Source organism: Acinetobacter suaedae (assembly GCF_008630915.1).
In the GTDB taxonomy this organism is placed as follows: domain Bacteria; phylum Pseudomonadota; class Gammaproteobacteria; order Pseudomonadales; family Moraxellaceae; genus Acinetobacter; species Acinetobacter suaedae.
Window position 1 is genome coordinate 1,521,809 of the sequence record NZ_CP043909.1, and the last position, 15,404, is coordinate 1,537,212.

Annotated in this window: 20 protein-coding genes; 18 read left to right on the plus strand and 2 right to left on the minus strand. The window is 38.0% G+C overall.

What is annotated here, in order from left to right:
- Positions 1-20: 20 nt before the first annotated feature.
- From F2A31_RS07130 to pyrF, 18 genes are all read left to right on the plus strand, one after another.
- Positions 21-329 carry a hypothetical protein gene (locus F2A31_RS07130; protein ID WP_150025796.1) on the plus strand — a complete coding sequence of 103 codons (309 nt, stop codon included), beginning with the start codon at positions 21-23 and terminating at the stop codon, positions 327-329.
- A gap of 303 nt (positions 330-632) precedes the next feature.
- The gene (locus tag F2A31_RS07135; protein WP_150025797.1) at positions 633-977 is read left to right on the plus strand and encodes a PilZ domain-containing protein; all 345 of its coding nucleotides are present in this window, start codon (positions 633-635) and stop codon (positions 975-977) included.
- A gap of 20 nt (positions 978-997) precedes the next feature.
- Positions 998-1,771 (plus strand): TatD family hydrolase, encoded by a 774-nt coding sequence (locus F2A31_RS07140; protein WP_150025798.1) that lies wholly within the window; start codon positions 998-1,000, stop codon positions 1,769-1,771.
- 41 nt (positions 1,772-1,812) lie between these two features.
- On the plus strand, positions 1,813-2,430 hold the full coding sequence (locus F2A31_RS07145; protein WP_150027704.1) for a TetR/AcrR family transcriptional regulator: 618 nt from the start codon (positions 1,813-1,815) through the stop codon (positions 2,428-2,430).
- A gap of 2 nt (positions 2,431-2,432) precedes the next feature.
- A complete protein-coding gene (locus F2A31_RS07150) occupies positions 2,433-3,044 on the plus strand; it encodes a type II secretion system protein (protein WP_150025799.1) in 612 nt (203 codons plus the stop codon).
- Positions 3,034-3,486, plus strand: a complete 453-nt coding sequence (gspI, locus tag F2A31_RS07155; protein WP_150025800.1) for a type II secretion system minor pseudopilin GspI — start codon at positions 3,034-3,036, stop codon at positions 3,484-3,486. Before F2A31_RS07150 ends, gspI begins: the two co-directional genes overlap by 11 nt.
- Before the next feature lie 5 nt (positions 3,487-3,491).
- Complete coding sequence (gene gspJ, locus F2A31_RS07160) at positions 3,492-4,178, plus strand: type II secretion system minor pseudopilin GspJ (RefSeq protein WP_228715655.1); 687 nt, start codon at positions 3,492-3,494, stop codon at positions 4,176-4,178.
- Position 4,179: 1 nt separating this feature from the next.
- Positions 4,180-5,157 (plus strand): type II secretion system minor pseudopilin GspK, encoded by a 978-nt coding sequence (gene gspK, locus F2A31_RS07165; RefSeq protein ID WP_150025801.1) that lies wholly within the window; start codon positions 4,180-4,182, stop codon positions 5,155-5,157.
- Positions 5,158-5,242: 85 nt separating this feature from the next.
- Positions 5,243-5,839: a 6-pyruvoyl trahydropterin synthase family protein gene (locus F2A31_RS07170; RefSeq protein WP_150025802.1), complete on the plus strand. Its 597-nt coding sequence runs from the start codon at positions 5,243-5,245 to the stop codon at positions 5,837-5,839.
- Between the two features lie 47 nt (positions 5,840-5,886).
- Positions 5,887-6,600 carry a uracil-DNA glycosylase gene (ung, locus tag F2A31_RS07175; protein WP_150025803.1) on the plus strand — a complete coding sequence of 238 codons (714 nt, stop codon included), beginning with the start codon at positions 5,887-5,889 and terminating at the stop codon, positions 6,598-6,600.
- Positions 6,597-7,721: an enoyl-CoA hydratase/isomerase family protein gene (locus F2A31_RS07180; RefSeq protein ID WP_171490647.1), complete on the plus strand. Its 1,125-nt coding sequence runs from the start codon at positions 6,597-6,599 to the stop codon at positions 7,719-7,721. Before ung ends, F2A31_RS07180 begins: the two co-directional genes overlap by 4 nt.
- A 4-nt stretch (positions 7,722-7,725) precedes the next feature.
- Positions 7,726-8,238 (plus strand): tRNA adenosine(34) deaminase TadA, encoded by a 513-nt coding sequence (tadA, locus tag F2A31_RS07185; RefSeq protein ID WP_150027710.1) that lies wholly within the window; start codon positions 7,726-7,728, stop codon positions 8,236-8,238.
- A gap of 67 nt (positions 8,239-8,305) precedes the next feature.
- The gene (locus F2A31_RS07190; RefSeq protein WP_150027713.1) at positions 8,306-8,746 is read left to right on the plus strand and encodes an SRPBCC family protein; all 441 of its coding nucleotides are present in this window, start codon (positions 8,306-8,308) and stop codon (positions 8,744-8,746) included.
- A 9-nt stretch (positions 8,747-8,755) separates the two neighbouring features.
- Positions 8,756-9,436, plus strand: coding sequence for a (d)CMP kinase (gene cmk / locus F2A31_RS07195; RefSeq protein WP_150025805.1), 681 nt, complete (start codon positions 8,756-8,758; stop codon positions 9,434-9,436).
- 115 nt (positions 9,437-9,551) lie between these two features.
- Positions 9,552-11,234: a 30S ribosomal protein S1 gene (gene rpsA / locus F2A31_RS07200; RefSeq protein ID WP_004639293.1), complete on the plus strand. Its 1,683-nt coding sequence runs from the start codon at positions 9,552-9,554 to the stop codon at positions 11,232-11,234.
- 157 nt (positions 11,235-11,391) lie between these two features.
- Positions 11,392-11,694, plus strand: coding sequence for an integration host factor subunit beta (locus F2A31_RS07205; RefSeq protein WP_150025806.1), 303 nt, complete (start codon positions 11,392-11,394; stop codon positions 11,692-11,694).
- Between the two features lie 15 nt (positions 11,695-11,709).
- On the plus strand, positions 11,710-12,069 hold the full coding sequence (locus F2A31_RS07210) for a lipopolysaccharide assembly protein LapA domain-containing protein (RefSeq protein WP_150025807.1): 360 nt from the start codon (positions 11,710-11,712) through the stop codon (positions 12,067-12,069).
- Between the two features lie 33 nt (positions 12,070-12,102).
- Positions 12,103-12,783 (plus strand): orotidine-5'-phosphate decarboxylase, encoded by a 681-nt coding sequence (gene pyrF / locus F2A31_RS07215; RefSeq protein ID WP_150025808.1) that lies wholly within the window; start codon positions 12,103-12,105, stop codon positions 12,781-12,783.
- Here pyrF and F2A31_RS07220 read toward each other — a convergent pair.
- Together F2A31_RS07220 and F2A31_RS07225 are read right to left on the minus strand one after the other, a co-directional pair.
- On the minus strand, positions 12,780-13,697 hold the full coding sequence (locus tag F2A31_RS07220) for a lysine exporter LysO family protein (RefSeq protein ID WP_150025809.1): 918 nt from the start codon (positions 13,695-13,697) through the stop codon (positions 12,780-12,782). The genes pyrF and F2A31_RS07220 overlap by 4 nt on opposite strands.
- Before the next feature lie 47 nt (positions 13,698-13,744).
- Positions 13,745-15,259: a flavin-containing monooxygenase gene (locus F2A31_RS07225; RefSeq protein WP_150025810.1), complete on the minus strand. Its 1,515-nt coding sequence runs from the start codon at positions 15,257-15,259 to the stop codon at positions 13,745-13,747.
- Positions 15,260-15,404 lie beyond the last annotated feature (145 nt).

A 15,404-nucleotide genomic window follows, 5' to 3' on the forward strand; every position in this document is an offset into this window, starting at 1 on the left:
AAAAAATAAGGAATATAGTGATGAAAATAAGACTATCTGTTGTTGCGTTATCACTTTTGACTTGGCCAATCATCGCGATGGCTGAACCGAAGTTTGAATCAAATATTAGTGGTTCTTCTATTTTGATTAATGCTTCGAATTCTGGGGCACACGCTTATGAATGTGTATACAATTACTCTTATAACCATCCACAACAGAATGTGGGTGCATATCAGTTTAGTGGAAAATTATATATAGAGGCGGGGGCGCGACAAGTTGCTGTTGTAACAAGGCATACTGATCAAGTTGTTGCTAAACTCAACTTTGATTACAAATGTACCCAAAAGTAAAATTTGATAAAGTAAAAGCCATTCTTTTGTAAAGGAAGAATGGCTTTTTTTGTAGAGGCAGAAACTGTTTAATTTTTCATATTTGTAAATTGGGGCGATAGATTAGTTTTTCTTATCATTTAATCAAAACACAGTTTGTTGTTTCTAACATTGTTTTCTATAATCTAGTTATAAATTAGAATTATATTTTAATTTGATGGTAAGCCAAAGAACATGCGTCATAAATATTTGAGTTTTTCAAATATTTTGCGATATCAATATCATAAAACTTTGGTAATTTTAGGTATTTAACAGGGGAATGTTATGCAGCAGCAAATGATGGGCGGGATTATACAAGTCAATATTCCAGACAAAGCAACTTTGCAATCAAGTTATATGCCATTTGTTGTAGGTGGAGGATTATTTGTTCCAACTAAACAAACAGTCAAAATGGGGCAGGAAGTATTTATTCTCGCAACACTACCAGAACAAGTACAAAAAATCCCACTTACCGGTAAGGTGATTTGGATTTCACATAAGCAAACACATTTTAAACCGCAAGGCTTTGCGATCCAGTTGGTTGGAGAAAAAGGTGTGTATTATAAGAATGAAGCGGAAAGAATATTAGCTGGCTCTAAAGCTTTAGAGCGGCCAAGTTATACGATGTAAATGAAGAGTAGGAAGAAAGCGTGTTCGTAGATACACATTGTCATTTAACTATGTTAGATCTAAGTCCTTATAATGGGGATTTAGATCAAGCACTGGCTCAAGCTCGACTTGCGGGTGTTTCGAAGTTTATGGGTATTTCAGTTGATCTCGAAGATCATGTGAAATTGGCTGAAATTGCCGCTCGTCATGACGATGTGGGGTATACAGTAGGTGTGCATCCTTGTGAAGATGAACATATCATGGCACAAGCAACAACCGATTATCTTGTGCAACTTGCGCAATCGGACAAAGTTTGGGCTTTAGGGGAAACGGGCTTGGATTACTACCATAGTACCGATTTTGTTATTGAGCAAAAACGTTGCTTTGCACGTCATATTGAAGCGTCGAAAATTGTTAAAAAGCCTGTGGTAGTACATACCCGAGCAGCGAAACACGATACTGTCGATATCATTCGAGCAGAACAGTCTACACATGGGATTTTGCATTGTTTTACCGAAGACTGGGAAACTGCAAAAGCAGTATTAGATTGTGGATATTATATTTCTTTTTCGGGAATTATTTCTTTTAAGAATGCTCAAGATCTTCGTGATGTAGCAAAGCAAGTACCACTTGACCGCGTGCTTATCGAAACTGATAGCCCATATTTGGCTCCTGTACCCTATCGTGGTAAAACCAATGAACCTAAATACGTTCCTTATGTAGCCAAAGCTTTGGCAGATGTATATCATAAATCGGTTGAAGAAATGGGTCTGATTACGACTCAAAATTTTGAAAATCTTTTGAAATTTAAATAAACGGTTTATGTTGTATTAGGAAAGAGAGTTATCACGTGAAAATGGATCGTCAAGCCCAATTCAGGGCAAGAGAAGTATTAATTTTTCAAATCGCTGAGCAACTCCTATTAGAAAATGGTGAAGCAGGCATGACCCTTGACGCTTTAGCGGCGGAATTGGATCTGGCAAAGGGTACGTTATACAAGCATTTTCAGAGCAAAGATGAGTTATATATGTTACTCATTATTCGTAATGAACGAATGCTATTAGAAATGATCCAAGATACGGAGAAGGGGTTTCCTGAGCATTTGGCTTTTTTTATGCTACATCATTTGCATCATCCTGAGCGTACGGCATTATTTCATCAGATTGAAGAACGCTTATCGACAACTGCACAAGGCATCCAACTATTATTTAGTGAACTTTATAAAATTCGTCGTCAACGCTTACGTATTATCATTCGTATGACTGAAAGCTATTTGGCTGAAATTAATAGTACTATGACTACGCGTGATTATCTTGCGTCTATATGGTCTTTAACTTATGGAGCTGCAGTAATTCTAAATTCGAGTTTCTATCAGCGTTATCTTGGATCAAGAGATACATTGCGAGTTGCTTATATTGAGCAAGCTTTGGCAATGCCAAAACTTCCTGAATATAGTGCCTTAGCTGATCTATAGTGATGATTTATCATTCTTCTAAGTATGGGCAAAATTCGAAAGCTTCTCGTCCTGCGGAGCGGCCGAGCGGTGCTCGACTTAATCGCTCCTCAGGATTTACGTTGATTGAGATTATGGTCGTTATTGTTATTATGACGATTATGACATCATTGGTCGTATTGAATATTGGTGGCATTGATCAACGTCGAGCGATGCAAGCGCGAGAAATGTTGATTCTCGATTTAAAGAAAATCAATAAAGAATCAACAGATCAAGCTAAGGTATTTGCATTGAATATACAAAATGCGACTGATGTGGCTCCCTTTAGTTATAGCTTATTTGAATATCATGATCAGAGCTTTGAGCGAGTGCGACAAGCTGAACGTATCTGGCAACCATATACAGAATTTAAACCTCGTCAATTACCAAATAATGTCTCATTTAGTGTGCAAAGTGTAAATAATGAGAATTATCCCCGTGCGCAGAATGATGATTTATTGGGTGGTCAAGCACCACAGTTAATTTGGTTTGGAAATGGTGAAGTGAGACCTGTTCGAATCCAATTTTATTATGCACAGCAGCCGATTGGACATGAGTTAGAGTTGGATCATTTGGGGAAGGTTAATGAAAATTAAGGCTTTAACAGATCTTCCAGAGAAAGCTTTTCGTCCTGCAGAGTGGTCGTGCAGTGCTCGATTTAATCGTGTCTCAGGATTTACCTTACTTGAAGTAATGGTCGCTTTGGCAATTTTTGCTGTGGCTGCAATTGCACTAACAAAAATAGCGATGCAATATACACAAGCAACATCAAATGCAATTTTACGTACAAAAGCACAGTTTGTTGCAATGAATGAAGTTGCGATGATGGAAATTAACAAAGAGTGGTTGGATGGTACGCAATCCAAACAAGTTACATCGCAAGGTGAAACTTGGCAAATTGACAAAAAGGCACAAGCAACAATTAGTCCTAAGATACAGCGGATTGAATTACAGGTGAGTTTGTTTAATGTCGATCAGGATAAGGTTGAAGCTGGCATTAGTCATCTTGTATTTTTCAATCATCCAAAAGAAAGTTAAATCATATGAATAACAAAGCCAATAAAAACAATAATACGCAATTTTCAAGGTTTCATTTTATTAATCCTTGTGCTCGACTGAATCGCTCCTCAGGATTTACGTTAGTTGAGTTACTGGTTGCAATTGCAATATTTGCTGTGCTTTCTATGTTGGGGTGGAAAGTGTTTGATTATTTGTTAAAAGTCAAAGATCGTAATGCTGAACATGAAGTGCATTTATTTGCATTGCAAGATGCTTACCAGCAAATTTTAAGAGACAGTCTCCAGATTATTCCTTTAACAGCCAATGATGGAAGACAATTGCAAGCTGCCTTAGTGCTCGATGATCAGAGTTTTATATTTAGTAAAGGTGGTGTTTCTGATCCTCTTAAACAAGGATTATCACCCTACGAACGTATTGAGTATCGTTTTGATGAGTCTCAAAAAAAACTATATCGATTGAAGTATGCAAATCTAAACATTCCAAATCGTGTACAACCTACGTCGAGTTTATTGTTGGATAATGTTGAGCGATTTAAAGTATCAGTGCTTAATCCACAAGAGTTGATGGAATGGCCAGAAAATAATACTGATCCAGAAAATACAGCTGAATTAAAAAAATTACCATTAGGGTTGAAAATTCAATTAACTGTTGCTGGTACGGATTATGAATGGATCTATCGTCTGATTGATCGTAATGAGGATGGTCAATGATATGAAGAGTATAAGATCTCAACATGGCGTTGCTTTGCTAACCATTCTTATTATGGTTGCTCTAGCAACTATTCTTGCAGCAACAATTGCAAAACGTCAGACAAATAGTGTTGAAAATACAGGCTATTTAATGCGTCAGAATCAATCTTTGCTCTATGCAAAAAGTGCTGAGGCATTTTTTGCAGAGTTATTGGTTCAGGATAATGATAATGGCAATAATGTTGACCACTTACAAGAAAATTGGGCTAAACCGATGCCATCATTTCCTGTGGAAGATGGTTCAGTTTCTGGTCGGTTAGTCGATGAGTCTGGAAAATTTAATCTCAATAACTTAATCAAAAATGATGGGAGTGTTGATGATTCTGCACGACGATGGTTTGAAAGATTGCTACAACGGGTAGGATTGCCAGCAGAATTAAGTCAAGCAGTAATTGATTGGCAAGATAGCGATGATGAGCCAACAGGGGCGATGGGCGCTGAAAGTAATTATTATCAAGGCTTAGATCCAGCTTATCTAACACCAAATACTAAATTTCATAGTGTTGAAGAATTAAAGTTAGTTCGTGGTTTTGAAGGTAAAAACTATGATTTAATCAAAAACTATATTTCAACTTTGCCTGAACCTACAAAAATTAATATCAATACTGCCCCAGCATTATTACTTGCAAGTATTGATCCTAGAGTTGATATTAATGCAGTGGATCAAGAGTTAAAAGCAAAGCAAGCAAATTTAACTTACTTTTCTAATGTTGAAGACTTGTGGAAATTAAACGCATTTTCAGGAATTGAAGAACAGAATAAAACGGATGTATCGACATGGTTGGATACTAAAACTGATTACTTTACAGCACAGATCGAAGTCGTTTTGAGCGAACGGAAGCGCCAATTTATTAGTTCTATGTATAGGAAAGATAAACAGGTCACTGTTTATTCAAGAAGCTTAGCACCTTTTCATAGAGTACGTGGATTGGATAATTGAATAGTCACAAATTTTAAATTCGATCCCAATGCTTGTTTTTTTGTTTTATAATAAACTTCGTTTGCAGAAAAGATTCGCTCGGTGCATGTTAATTCGTAAATTATTTAAGTTTGAAAACGCCCATATTGTACGGAATTGTACATCAGATCGCTGTAAGCGCTCTATTCATGGTCATAGCTATAAAGTCGAGTTATTGCTGAAAGCATCGAAGCTAGATCATGGGCAAATGGTTTATGACTTTGGTTTGTTGAAAGGTGTGATTAAAGAGTTATTTGATAGTTTTGATCATGCAATTTGTTATTGGCAAAAAGATGATCCAGCTTACATTGATGCGTGTAAGACTTTCAGTGCGCGTTGGATTGCTTTGCCTGTTTCACCTTCAGCAGAACAGTTTTCTCGTATTTTTTTCTATCTAGCTCAGCAAGTGTTAAATTCAACAATTACCCAAAATGGCGAGGGTGACGTTGAAGTGTACTCAGTGATTGTTCACGAAACAGATACGGGTTATGCACAAAGTTTTCAAGAAGATATTGATAATGAGCAAATGGGTGCATTGAGCTTGGATCAAATAATTTTTTCTGAGCAGGTTCAAGCGGAATGGAGCAATCCAGAGATGTATGAAAGCTTGAAACAGGGTTTAAAATTTCAAAATCCAAACGTAGATCTACAAGTTAATATTTAATCGGTACAAGTCCACTCATGGGAGTGAGGTTATTTCAAGGAATGTTGATGCAATTTACTGAACAGCAGCATGATAAATTAAGTAAAGTTCAGTTGGATGAGTCTTGGAAGATTTCTTTATCAGACTTTCTGCTTGGCGAGAAGATGGATCGTTTGCGTCATTTCTTATTGCAGCAGAAACTTGCAGAAAAAACAATTTATCCGCCGAGTAAGCTAATATTTAATGCATTGAATACAACACCTTTAAGCTCAGTTAAAGTTGTAATATTGGGTCAAGATCCTTATCACGGTCCGAATCAGGCAAATGGTTTAAGTTTTTCTGTGCAAAGAGGGGTTGCATTACCACCATCTTTGCGTAATATTTTTCATGAATTGTATACTGATTTGGCGATACCCGTTTCTCGTCATGGCGACTTAAGTAAATGGGCAGAACAAGGTGTTTTACTTTTAAACAGTGTGCTTACGGTTGAAGCTGGGCAACCTACCTCACATCAAAAACAGGGTTGGGAAGAATTTACCGATGCAGTGATTGATGTGTTAAATGAGCAGCGGGAACATGTTGTTTTCATTTTGTGGGGAGCTTATGCACAACGCAAAGGGCAACGTATTGATCGTACTCGGCATCTTGTTTTGAGTGCAGCTCATCCATCACCATTGGCAGCAAACCGTGGTGGTTTTTTTGGCTGTAAAGTATTTTCTAAAAGCAATCATTATTTGAAACAACATGGCATTGAGCCTATAGACTGGCAATTGGACGCATAATGACTTCTCCCGATTTGAATAGCTATCATCCTGATTTAGTTATTGAGCAAGAAAAGAATGGTTGGCGAGTAATTCGTTTAAACCGCCCAAAATCATTGCATGCATTAGATGAATCTATTGTTAGTGCACTACTTAAGGTGTTTGAGCATTTTCATGAAGATGAAAGTGTTAAAGCAATTTGGCTAGATTCAACAACGCCTAAAGCATTTTGTGCAGGCGGTGATGTACGTAAGCTTCGTCAACTTGTCATTAACAATGAGGTTGATGCCGCAAATCGATTCTTTGAACAAGAATATGCCTTAGATTTATTGTTACATAATTATGCCAAGCCAATTGTGGTTTGGGGTGAAGGTTATGTCATGGGTGGCGGGCTTGGTTTATTTATGGCAGCGCCATTTCGCTTAGTTACACCTTATTCGCGTCTTGCTATGCCAGAAATCAATATTGGTTTATACCCAGATGTGGGTGGAAGTCGCTTCTTGGCAGATCGTGGTCAAATTGGTTTGTTTACGGGGCTGACAGGGTCAATTATGACGGCTGCAGGAGCATTCAGCATCGGGTGGGCAACTCATATTTGTGAGGCGCAACGCGATAATGTGTTACAGAAGGTATTAAATATCGATTGGAATCACTATCCAGCAGGTGCTTTCCGTGCCATTGATGACACTTTAAATAGCTTGCATCGTCCAGTAGCCGCTGGTCCATTGCAAAATTCTATTGACGTCATACATAGTGTTTGTCGCGGTCAAAATTTTGAATTTGATTATCAAGCAATCATCGGGTTGAGTGAAGCGAGTAGTGATTGGTTACGTCAAGCAAGTGAGAATTTGCAAAAAGGCTCACCAAGTACAGCCGCAATTACGTGGTTGCTTTGGCAATGGGGTAAACAAGGGCATGCATGGGATGAAGTGTTTGCATTAGAAGCTCAGATCTCTGATTGGAAAATTCGTCATCCTGATTTTGTTGAGGGGGTGCGTGCACGTTTAGTGGATAAAGATTTATCTCCTGAATGGAAAGCAACTGAAAAAATTACATTAAAAGATATTTTATCTGATTGTCCGCCTGTAACTACGATAGATAGTTGGAATGCATTGTTGAGACAATATGGTGTCATTGCATAAAGCGATGAGTAGTCAAGACACCTTTAATGATGAATATTGGATGCAGTTTGCTTATGAGCAAGCTGCATTAGCTGCAACACAAGGCGAAATACCTGTTGGTGCTGTTATTGTAAGTCAATCGAAGATTATTGGGGCAGGTTATAATGCGCCAATTTCGCTTTCAGATCCAAGTGCACATGCGGAAATTCAAGCATTACGCATGGCATGTCGTAGCATTCAAAACTATCGCTTACCTGAAGATGCAACACTTTATGTAACACTTGAGCCTTGTACTATGTGCGTAGGTGCTTTGATTCATGCTCGTATTCAGCGGGTTGTATTCGCAACGACTGAACCAAAAGCAGGATCATTAGTAAGTGCTCGTCAGTTGCTTGACAGTGGGTATTACAATCATAAGTTCGTGTTTGAACATGGTTGTTTGCAAGAACAATGCGCAGCTCAACTCAGTGATTTTTTTAAACAAAGGCGTAATGAGAAAAAACAGATCCGTTTATCTAAAACGTCCTCAAATGATTAAAAATCTGTAATGAGTTATGGCAGACTACACCCCCGATGATTTTGGTTTAATCAAAAAAGGCGAAACTATGCGTAATGCAATCACCATAAAAAAAGAATTCAATGCACCGATCTCTGAAGTTTTTGATCTCTTATCAAAACATGCAACTTACAATAAGGCATTTGCTCCTTTGCAAGTTGTGCGTATTAAAGACTCCGCTGATCCACAGCGCCCAGATGGAGTCGGTTCTATTCGTCGTATGGGATTTGGTCCGATTAAGCCACTACAAGAAGAAATTACGTTATTAGAAGAAAATCAACGTATCGAGTATAAGTTGATTAACAATCCTTTAGTCAAACATCATTTGGGGCAAATTGATTTTAAAGAAATTACACCTTATATCACTTTAGTGACTTACAAGATTGAATTTACAGCAAAAGCACCGCTTGTAAGTAAATTAATTCTTGCACAACTCAAAGCAGCGATTACACTAGGTTTTTCAAAATTAGCGAAGTCGATTGCTTCATAAGAGATGGGAATGACAGTTCATATTATTACGATTGATGGTCCAAGTGGTTCAGGTAAAGGAACATTGGCAGCAAAAATTGCCGCACATTATGGTTTTAATTTATTAGATTCTGGTGCGTTATATCGTTTACTTGGGCTGTCTTTATTTCAACGTGGGCTATTGGATCAGCTAGAGACTAAGCTGGAACAGTGTGTTGAATACGCTACACATCTGGATATCGAATTCAAATCGACGGAAGAAGTAACACTTGTTTTTCTTGAAGGTATTGATGTCACTAATACCATTCGTACTGAGCAGGTTGGTGAATACGCATCGAAAGTTGCGACTGTACCAGAATTGAGAAAAGCATTATTTGAACGTCAACGTGCATTTATCCAGGCGCCAGGTTTAGTGGCCGATGGTCGTGACATGGCGACATCAATTTTCCCTGAAGCACAAGCTAAAATTTATCTAACCGCATCTGCTGAATCCCGTGCCGATCGTCGGGTAAAACAGTTGCAGGGTATGGGGCTTGATGCTAAAATAAACGACATTTTATCTAATATACAGGCTAGAGATAAAAGAGATATGGAACGTACTGTTGCGCCTTTAAAGCCTGCAGACGATGCGTATATCATTGATAGTTCTAATATAGGTATCAATGAAGTCTTCCAGTTGATGGTGGACTATATCGATAGTCGTATTCAATAGATAAATCATTTTATTTTCAGTTGAAGCATTGCTTGATCAGATTTTTTGGACAATGTAACAACTTAACTAAACCGGCCTTGTCTGATCCAAGACCGCTGACTTTATCAGGTATATCATGACCGAATCTTTTGCAGCCCTCTTTGAAGAAAGTGAATTAAACCTCAATGTTGAAAAGGGTGCAGTCATCCAAGGTACTGTTGTTAGTATCGATTCTGACTGGGTTACTGTTGACACTGGCCTTAAATCTGAAGGCGTTGTTGATCGTGCTGAATTTTTAAATGAACAACGTGAACTTGAAGTTCAAGTTGGCGATACTGTTGATGTAGTTGTTGAAGCACTTGACAACGGTATGGGTCAAACAGTTTTATCACGTGAGAAAGCGAAACGTGCTGAAACTTGGACTAAACTTGAGAAAATCTTTGAAGACGGCGAAATCGTTACTGGTGTTATCTCTGGTAAGGTTAAAGGCGGTTTCACTGTTGACATCGGTCCTGTACGTGCATTCTTACCAGGTTCTTTAGTTGACACTCGTCCTATTCGTGACACAACTCACCTTGAAGGTAAAGAGTTAGAGTTCAAAGTAATCAAGCTTGATGCTAAACGTAACAACGTTGTTGTATCTCGTCGTGCAGTTATGGAAGCTGAATCTTCAGCTGACCGTGAAGCATTACTTGCTCAACTTGAAGAAGGTCAAACAGTTACAGGTACAATCAAGAACCTTACTGATTACGGCGCGTTCGTTGATCTTGGCGGTATTGATGGTCTTCTACATATCACAGATATGGCTTGGAAGCGTATCAAGCACCCATCAGAAGTTGTTGAAGTTGGTCAAGAAGTTACAGTTAAAGTACTTAAGTTTGACCGCGAGCGTAACCGTGTATCTTTAGGTCTTAAGCAATTAGGCGAAGATCCATGGTTAGCGATCATGAGCCGTTACCCTAAAGGTTCTATCGTTAAAGCACGTGTAACTAACTTAACTGACTACGGTTGCTTTGCTGAAATCGCTGAAGGCGTTGAAGGCTTAGTACACGTTTCAGAAATGGACCACACAAACAAAAACATCCACCCATCTAAAGTTGTTCAGATTGGTGACGAAGTTGATGTTATGGTTCTTGAAGTTGACGAAGAACGTCGTCGTATTTCATTGGGTATCAAACAAACTCGTGCTAACCCATGGGAAGAGTTTGCTAAAGCACATGAAAAAGGCGAAAAAGTTTCTGGTACAATCAAGTCAATCACTGACTTCGGTATCTTCATCGGCTTAAACGGTGGTATCGACGGTTTAGTTCACTTGTCTGATATTTCTTGGAACGAACAAGGCGAAGAAGCGATTCGTCGTTACAAGAAAGGTGACACAGTTGAAGCAGTTATCTTGTCTGTAGATGCTGAAGGTAACCGTATCAGCCTTGGTATTAAGCAATTAAACAGCGATCCATTCAATGACTTCTTGGCTGCGAATGAGCGCGGTGCTTTGGTTAAAGGTACTGTAACTGCTGTTGATGCTAAAGGCGCTACTGTTAAGTTAGCTGATGACATCGAAGCTACACTTAAAGCTTCTGAAATCAACCGTGATCGTGTTGAAGACGCAACTAAATTCTTAGAAGTTGGTCAAGAAGTTGAAGCTAAGATCATCAACGTTGATCGCAAATCTCGCTCTATCAACTTGTCTATTAAAGCGAAAGACGAAGCTGAAGAGAAAGAAGCTGTGAACAATGCTCGCCAAGCTGCTGCGACTCAAGCTGCAGAAAGCAATGGTCCTAAGACTATTGGTGACTTAATTAAAGCACAAATGAAGTAATTTGTTAAAAGGTACGTTTCTTGTAACAGAGATGTACTTTTTTATACAAAAATACTGTAAACGGTAGCGTAGTAATCATGTACTTCGCTACCGTTTTGTATTTAAACAGGTTATTATTAAAAACACTGAAAAGTAGCAATAATTAAAGAGGTCATCAATGACTACTGAAGCACTTAATAAATCTGATTTAATTGAACGGATTGCACTTAAAAACCCACACTTAGCAGAACCTTTAGTAGAAGATGCTGTGAAAATTATGATTGACCAAATGATTGAAGCACTTTCAAGTGGTGATCGTATTGAAATTCGCGGTTTTGGTAGTTTTGCATTACATCATCGTGAGCCACGTCTGGGTCGTAATCCAAAAACGGGGAAAGCTGTTGATGTAGCAGCGAAAGCAGTACCGCATTTTAAACCTGGTAAAGCACTTCGTGATGCAGTGAACGAATCTGCTAAATAATTTTTTGAGGTGTTTATGCGTTATGTATTAATTGCATTACTCGTTGTCATCTTTGGTTATTCACTTGCCTTGGTGCTTCAAAATCCAACTGAGCTACCAGTTGATTTGTTGTTTACTCAAGTTCCGGCAATGCGCTTGGGGTTATTACTTTTATTGACCTTAGCATTAGGCATTGTTGTTGGTTTACTCTTAGGGGTGCAAGTTTTTCGTGTTTTTCAAACGAATTGGGAAATTAAAAGATTACGTAAAGATATTGATCATCTTCGTAAAGAGCAAATTCAGCTCGCCCAACAAGCTGCAGCTGAGGCTGCTGCCAGTGTAAGACACGAAAAAACTGTATTGGATATTACCAATGAAAATAAAAGCCCATTATAATATGGGCTTTATTTTTATCGGGAAGAAAAGCTCTTGAGTATTATTGTTGCCCTAGATGCAAAAAGCCAATACGACGCTCTGACGATTGTGGAACAACTTGATCCTGCTTTATGTCGTGTCAAAGTAGGCAAGGAGCTTTTTACTCACGAAGGGCCTGCTGTTGTTAAAAGCTTACATGACAAGGGGTTCGAAGTTTTTCTTGATTTAAAATTTCATGATATTCCAAATACAACTGCGCAAGCAGTGTGTGCTGCTGCTGACCTAGGTGTCTGGATGGTAAATGTCCACGCATCTGGTGGTCGTAAAATGATGGAAACTTGTGTAGAGCGTCTCAGAGCAGGAAACTATCATACACAACTTATTGCAGTAACTGTTTTAACTTCAATGGGACGTGAAGATTTACGTGATATTGGCTTAGATATTGAACCTGTAGAGCAAGTACAGCGTTTAGCAAAATTGACTAAAGAAAGTGGTCTAGATGGTGTTGTTTGTTCAGCACAAGAAGCAAAAATTCTACGTGAAATGTTAGGTCAAGATTTTGCATTGGTAACACCTGGTATTCGTCCTGAAGGGTCGAATGCTGATGACCAAAAACGTATTGTGACACCGAAGCAAGCGATGCAAGATGGTTCTACTCATTTAGTAATTGGCCGCCCAATCACTAAAGCAGAGAATCCGACAGCGATGCTAAAATCGATTTTAGCTTCAATTTAAAATTTTAAGCTTAAAAATAAACTGATTAAGAGTGGTGCGAGCAAGGATAGAATTAATCCGCTCATCATGGCGTGTGGTACGTAATGCGTACCACATGATTGTTTGACCATTGCTAAAGTCACGTCCATCGACGTTGCGCCAGCACTAGAAATAGCTGATCGTGGAAAACGCCAGCCTAAACAATACATCAATAGAATTGCAAAAATCTCTCTAAATAAATCAGTAAGCAGCGCAATACCACCAAGTTTTGCTGAGTGTAATTCAGTAAAAACAATTCCTGACATTGAATACCAACCGTAGCCTTGAGCTAACGCGAGAACTTCGTTCACTTTATAGTGATCTGATAGAATAAAATAGTTAAAGATAGAAGCGAGACAAGAACCAATAATAGCAGCAACAGGAACAAGTAGAATTTTCCAACTTAACCAACTGCGATCAAATTGGGTAAAGGCGAGTTCAATGCCGATTAAGAAAATAAAAATAAGTAGTAGATACCAGCTGTTGAATGATATATGTACATCAAAATTTTTGATCAATAGGCCAATTACAACACCTATCGCAAGTGCCAGAAATGCTTTAGTAATATTTTTTAATGCATTTAAAAATAAGCGTAATGATATTTTGCCTTGAACACTTTGGCGATCAATCAATTTATAAGTAAATAAACAAATAAAGAAAGCACCGATAGATGTTGTAAATGCAATCAGTAATGCTGGAGGAAGAATAGCGATAGGATTTTCAATATGATTGAGGGCTTGAGTTAGCTCAAAAGCCACACTGATCAATAGGATATAGGAAAAATAAGGAAGAATTTTGAATACTAGCTGTTTTATGGTTTTGGATAGTTGTGGGGCAATAAAATAGCCTAAAGAAATTGCAAAAAAGATTTGAAGAATAAGAATGAAAGATTGCATAAAAAAAGCAGGTTAAGAATAACCTGCTTATTATGAAGAATTACTGATTACGCTGCATCATTTCTTGCACTGATTGATGTACTAATAAAGTTGTAATCAGCGACATTCACCTTGCGCGTTTCTAACCAATATTTCCAAGTGTAAGTTGGCCACAAAGAGAAGTTTTTGCCATCTGCAGCTTGATACCAACTACTACAACCACCAGCTTGCCAAACAGTTCCTTTCAGCTGTTCTTGTACACGCTCATTAAACTGATCTTGTACATCAGGCTTAATTTCAACAGCTTGGGTACCCGTTTTGTCTACAGTTTGAATTAATTGTAAGATGTAATTCACTTGCGACTCGATCATAAAAATTACAGAGTTATGACCAAGAATTGTGTTTGGACCTAAAAGCTGGAAAAGGTTAGGGAAGTTTTTAGTTGCAATACCATAATAACTCTCAGCGCCATCTTTCCAAGCCTGTTTAAGTTCAATACCATTACGTCCAACACAATCAAAATGCTTTAAGTAGATGCGTGGATCAGTAATAAAACCTGTACCATAGATTAAACAGTCGATCTGACGTTCTTTGCCATCTTTGGTGATAATACCATTTGCTGTGATTTCTTGAATACCATCAGTTACTAGTTCAACATTTTTACGATTAAATGTCGGGAAGTATTTGTTTGAAATCAGAATACGCTTACAACCCATAACAAAATCAGGGGTAAGTTTCTTCGCTAAGGCTTTGTCTTTGACTTGATAACGAATAAAGGCTTCGGCAAGTTTTTGCCCATATTTCATGATTTGTGGTTGCACAATCGGTACAACACGCGACTCGTTACTCCAGTACAAACGACTACGATGAATTTGACGATAAATATTTGAAGCTTTAAATAAAAATTTACTTAGTTTTGAATATTTACGTTCATCACGTGGAATTACCCAAGCTGCTGTACGTTGGAAAACATAGAGTTGTTTAACTGCAGGTGCAATTTCAGGAATATATTGAATGGCACTACCACCTGTACCAATTGAAGCAACTGATTTTCCATTTAAATCGTAATCGTGTTCCCATTTAGATGAATGGAATACTTTACCTTTAAATTTTTCGATACCTTTAATATGTGGAATTTGTGGAACATGCAATGGACCAGAAGCAAAAATTACGAATTGTGCTTCTAGTGTTGGTTGGTCTTTAAACTCTACCGTCCAGACATTACGGTTTTCATCAAATTCAGCGTGCGTTACTTCATGATTAAATTTGCAATAATCCTTTAGCTTGTATTGCTCTGTAATATCCTGAATATAACTAAAAATTTCATCTGCTTCTGCATATCGTTTGGACCAATCTGTCTTTGGTGCAAAGGAAAGAGAGTACATATGTGATTGGACGTCACATGCAGCACCAGGATATTGGTTTTCTCGCCATGTTCCACCAACATCGTTGGTTTTTTCTAAAATAACAAAATCATTGATTTGACTTTGCAATAGGCGAATCGCCATAGCTAAACCACCAAAACCTGCACCAATAATTGCAACTTTAGTTTTTTGAATAGCATTTTTGGTTACATCACGCATAGTCTACGTCCTACACAGCTAAATTTTGTGCAAGTTTAACGGTTTTGTTGAGATTAAATATGATTGTATAGACGTAAAACTTGATCATTTCGGCAATTCATTTGCTAGTTTTTTTATAGTACAACATTAAAGTTTTGAGAATTAG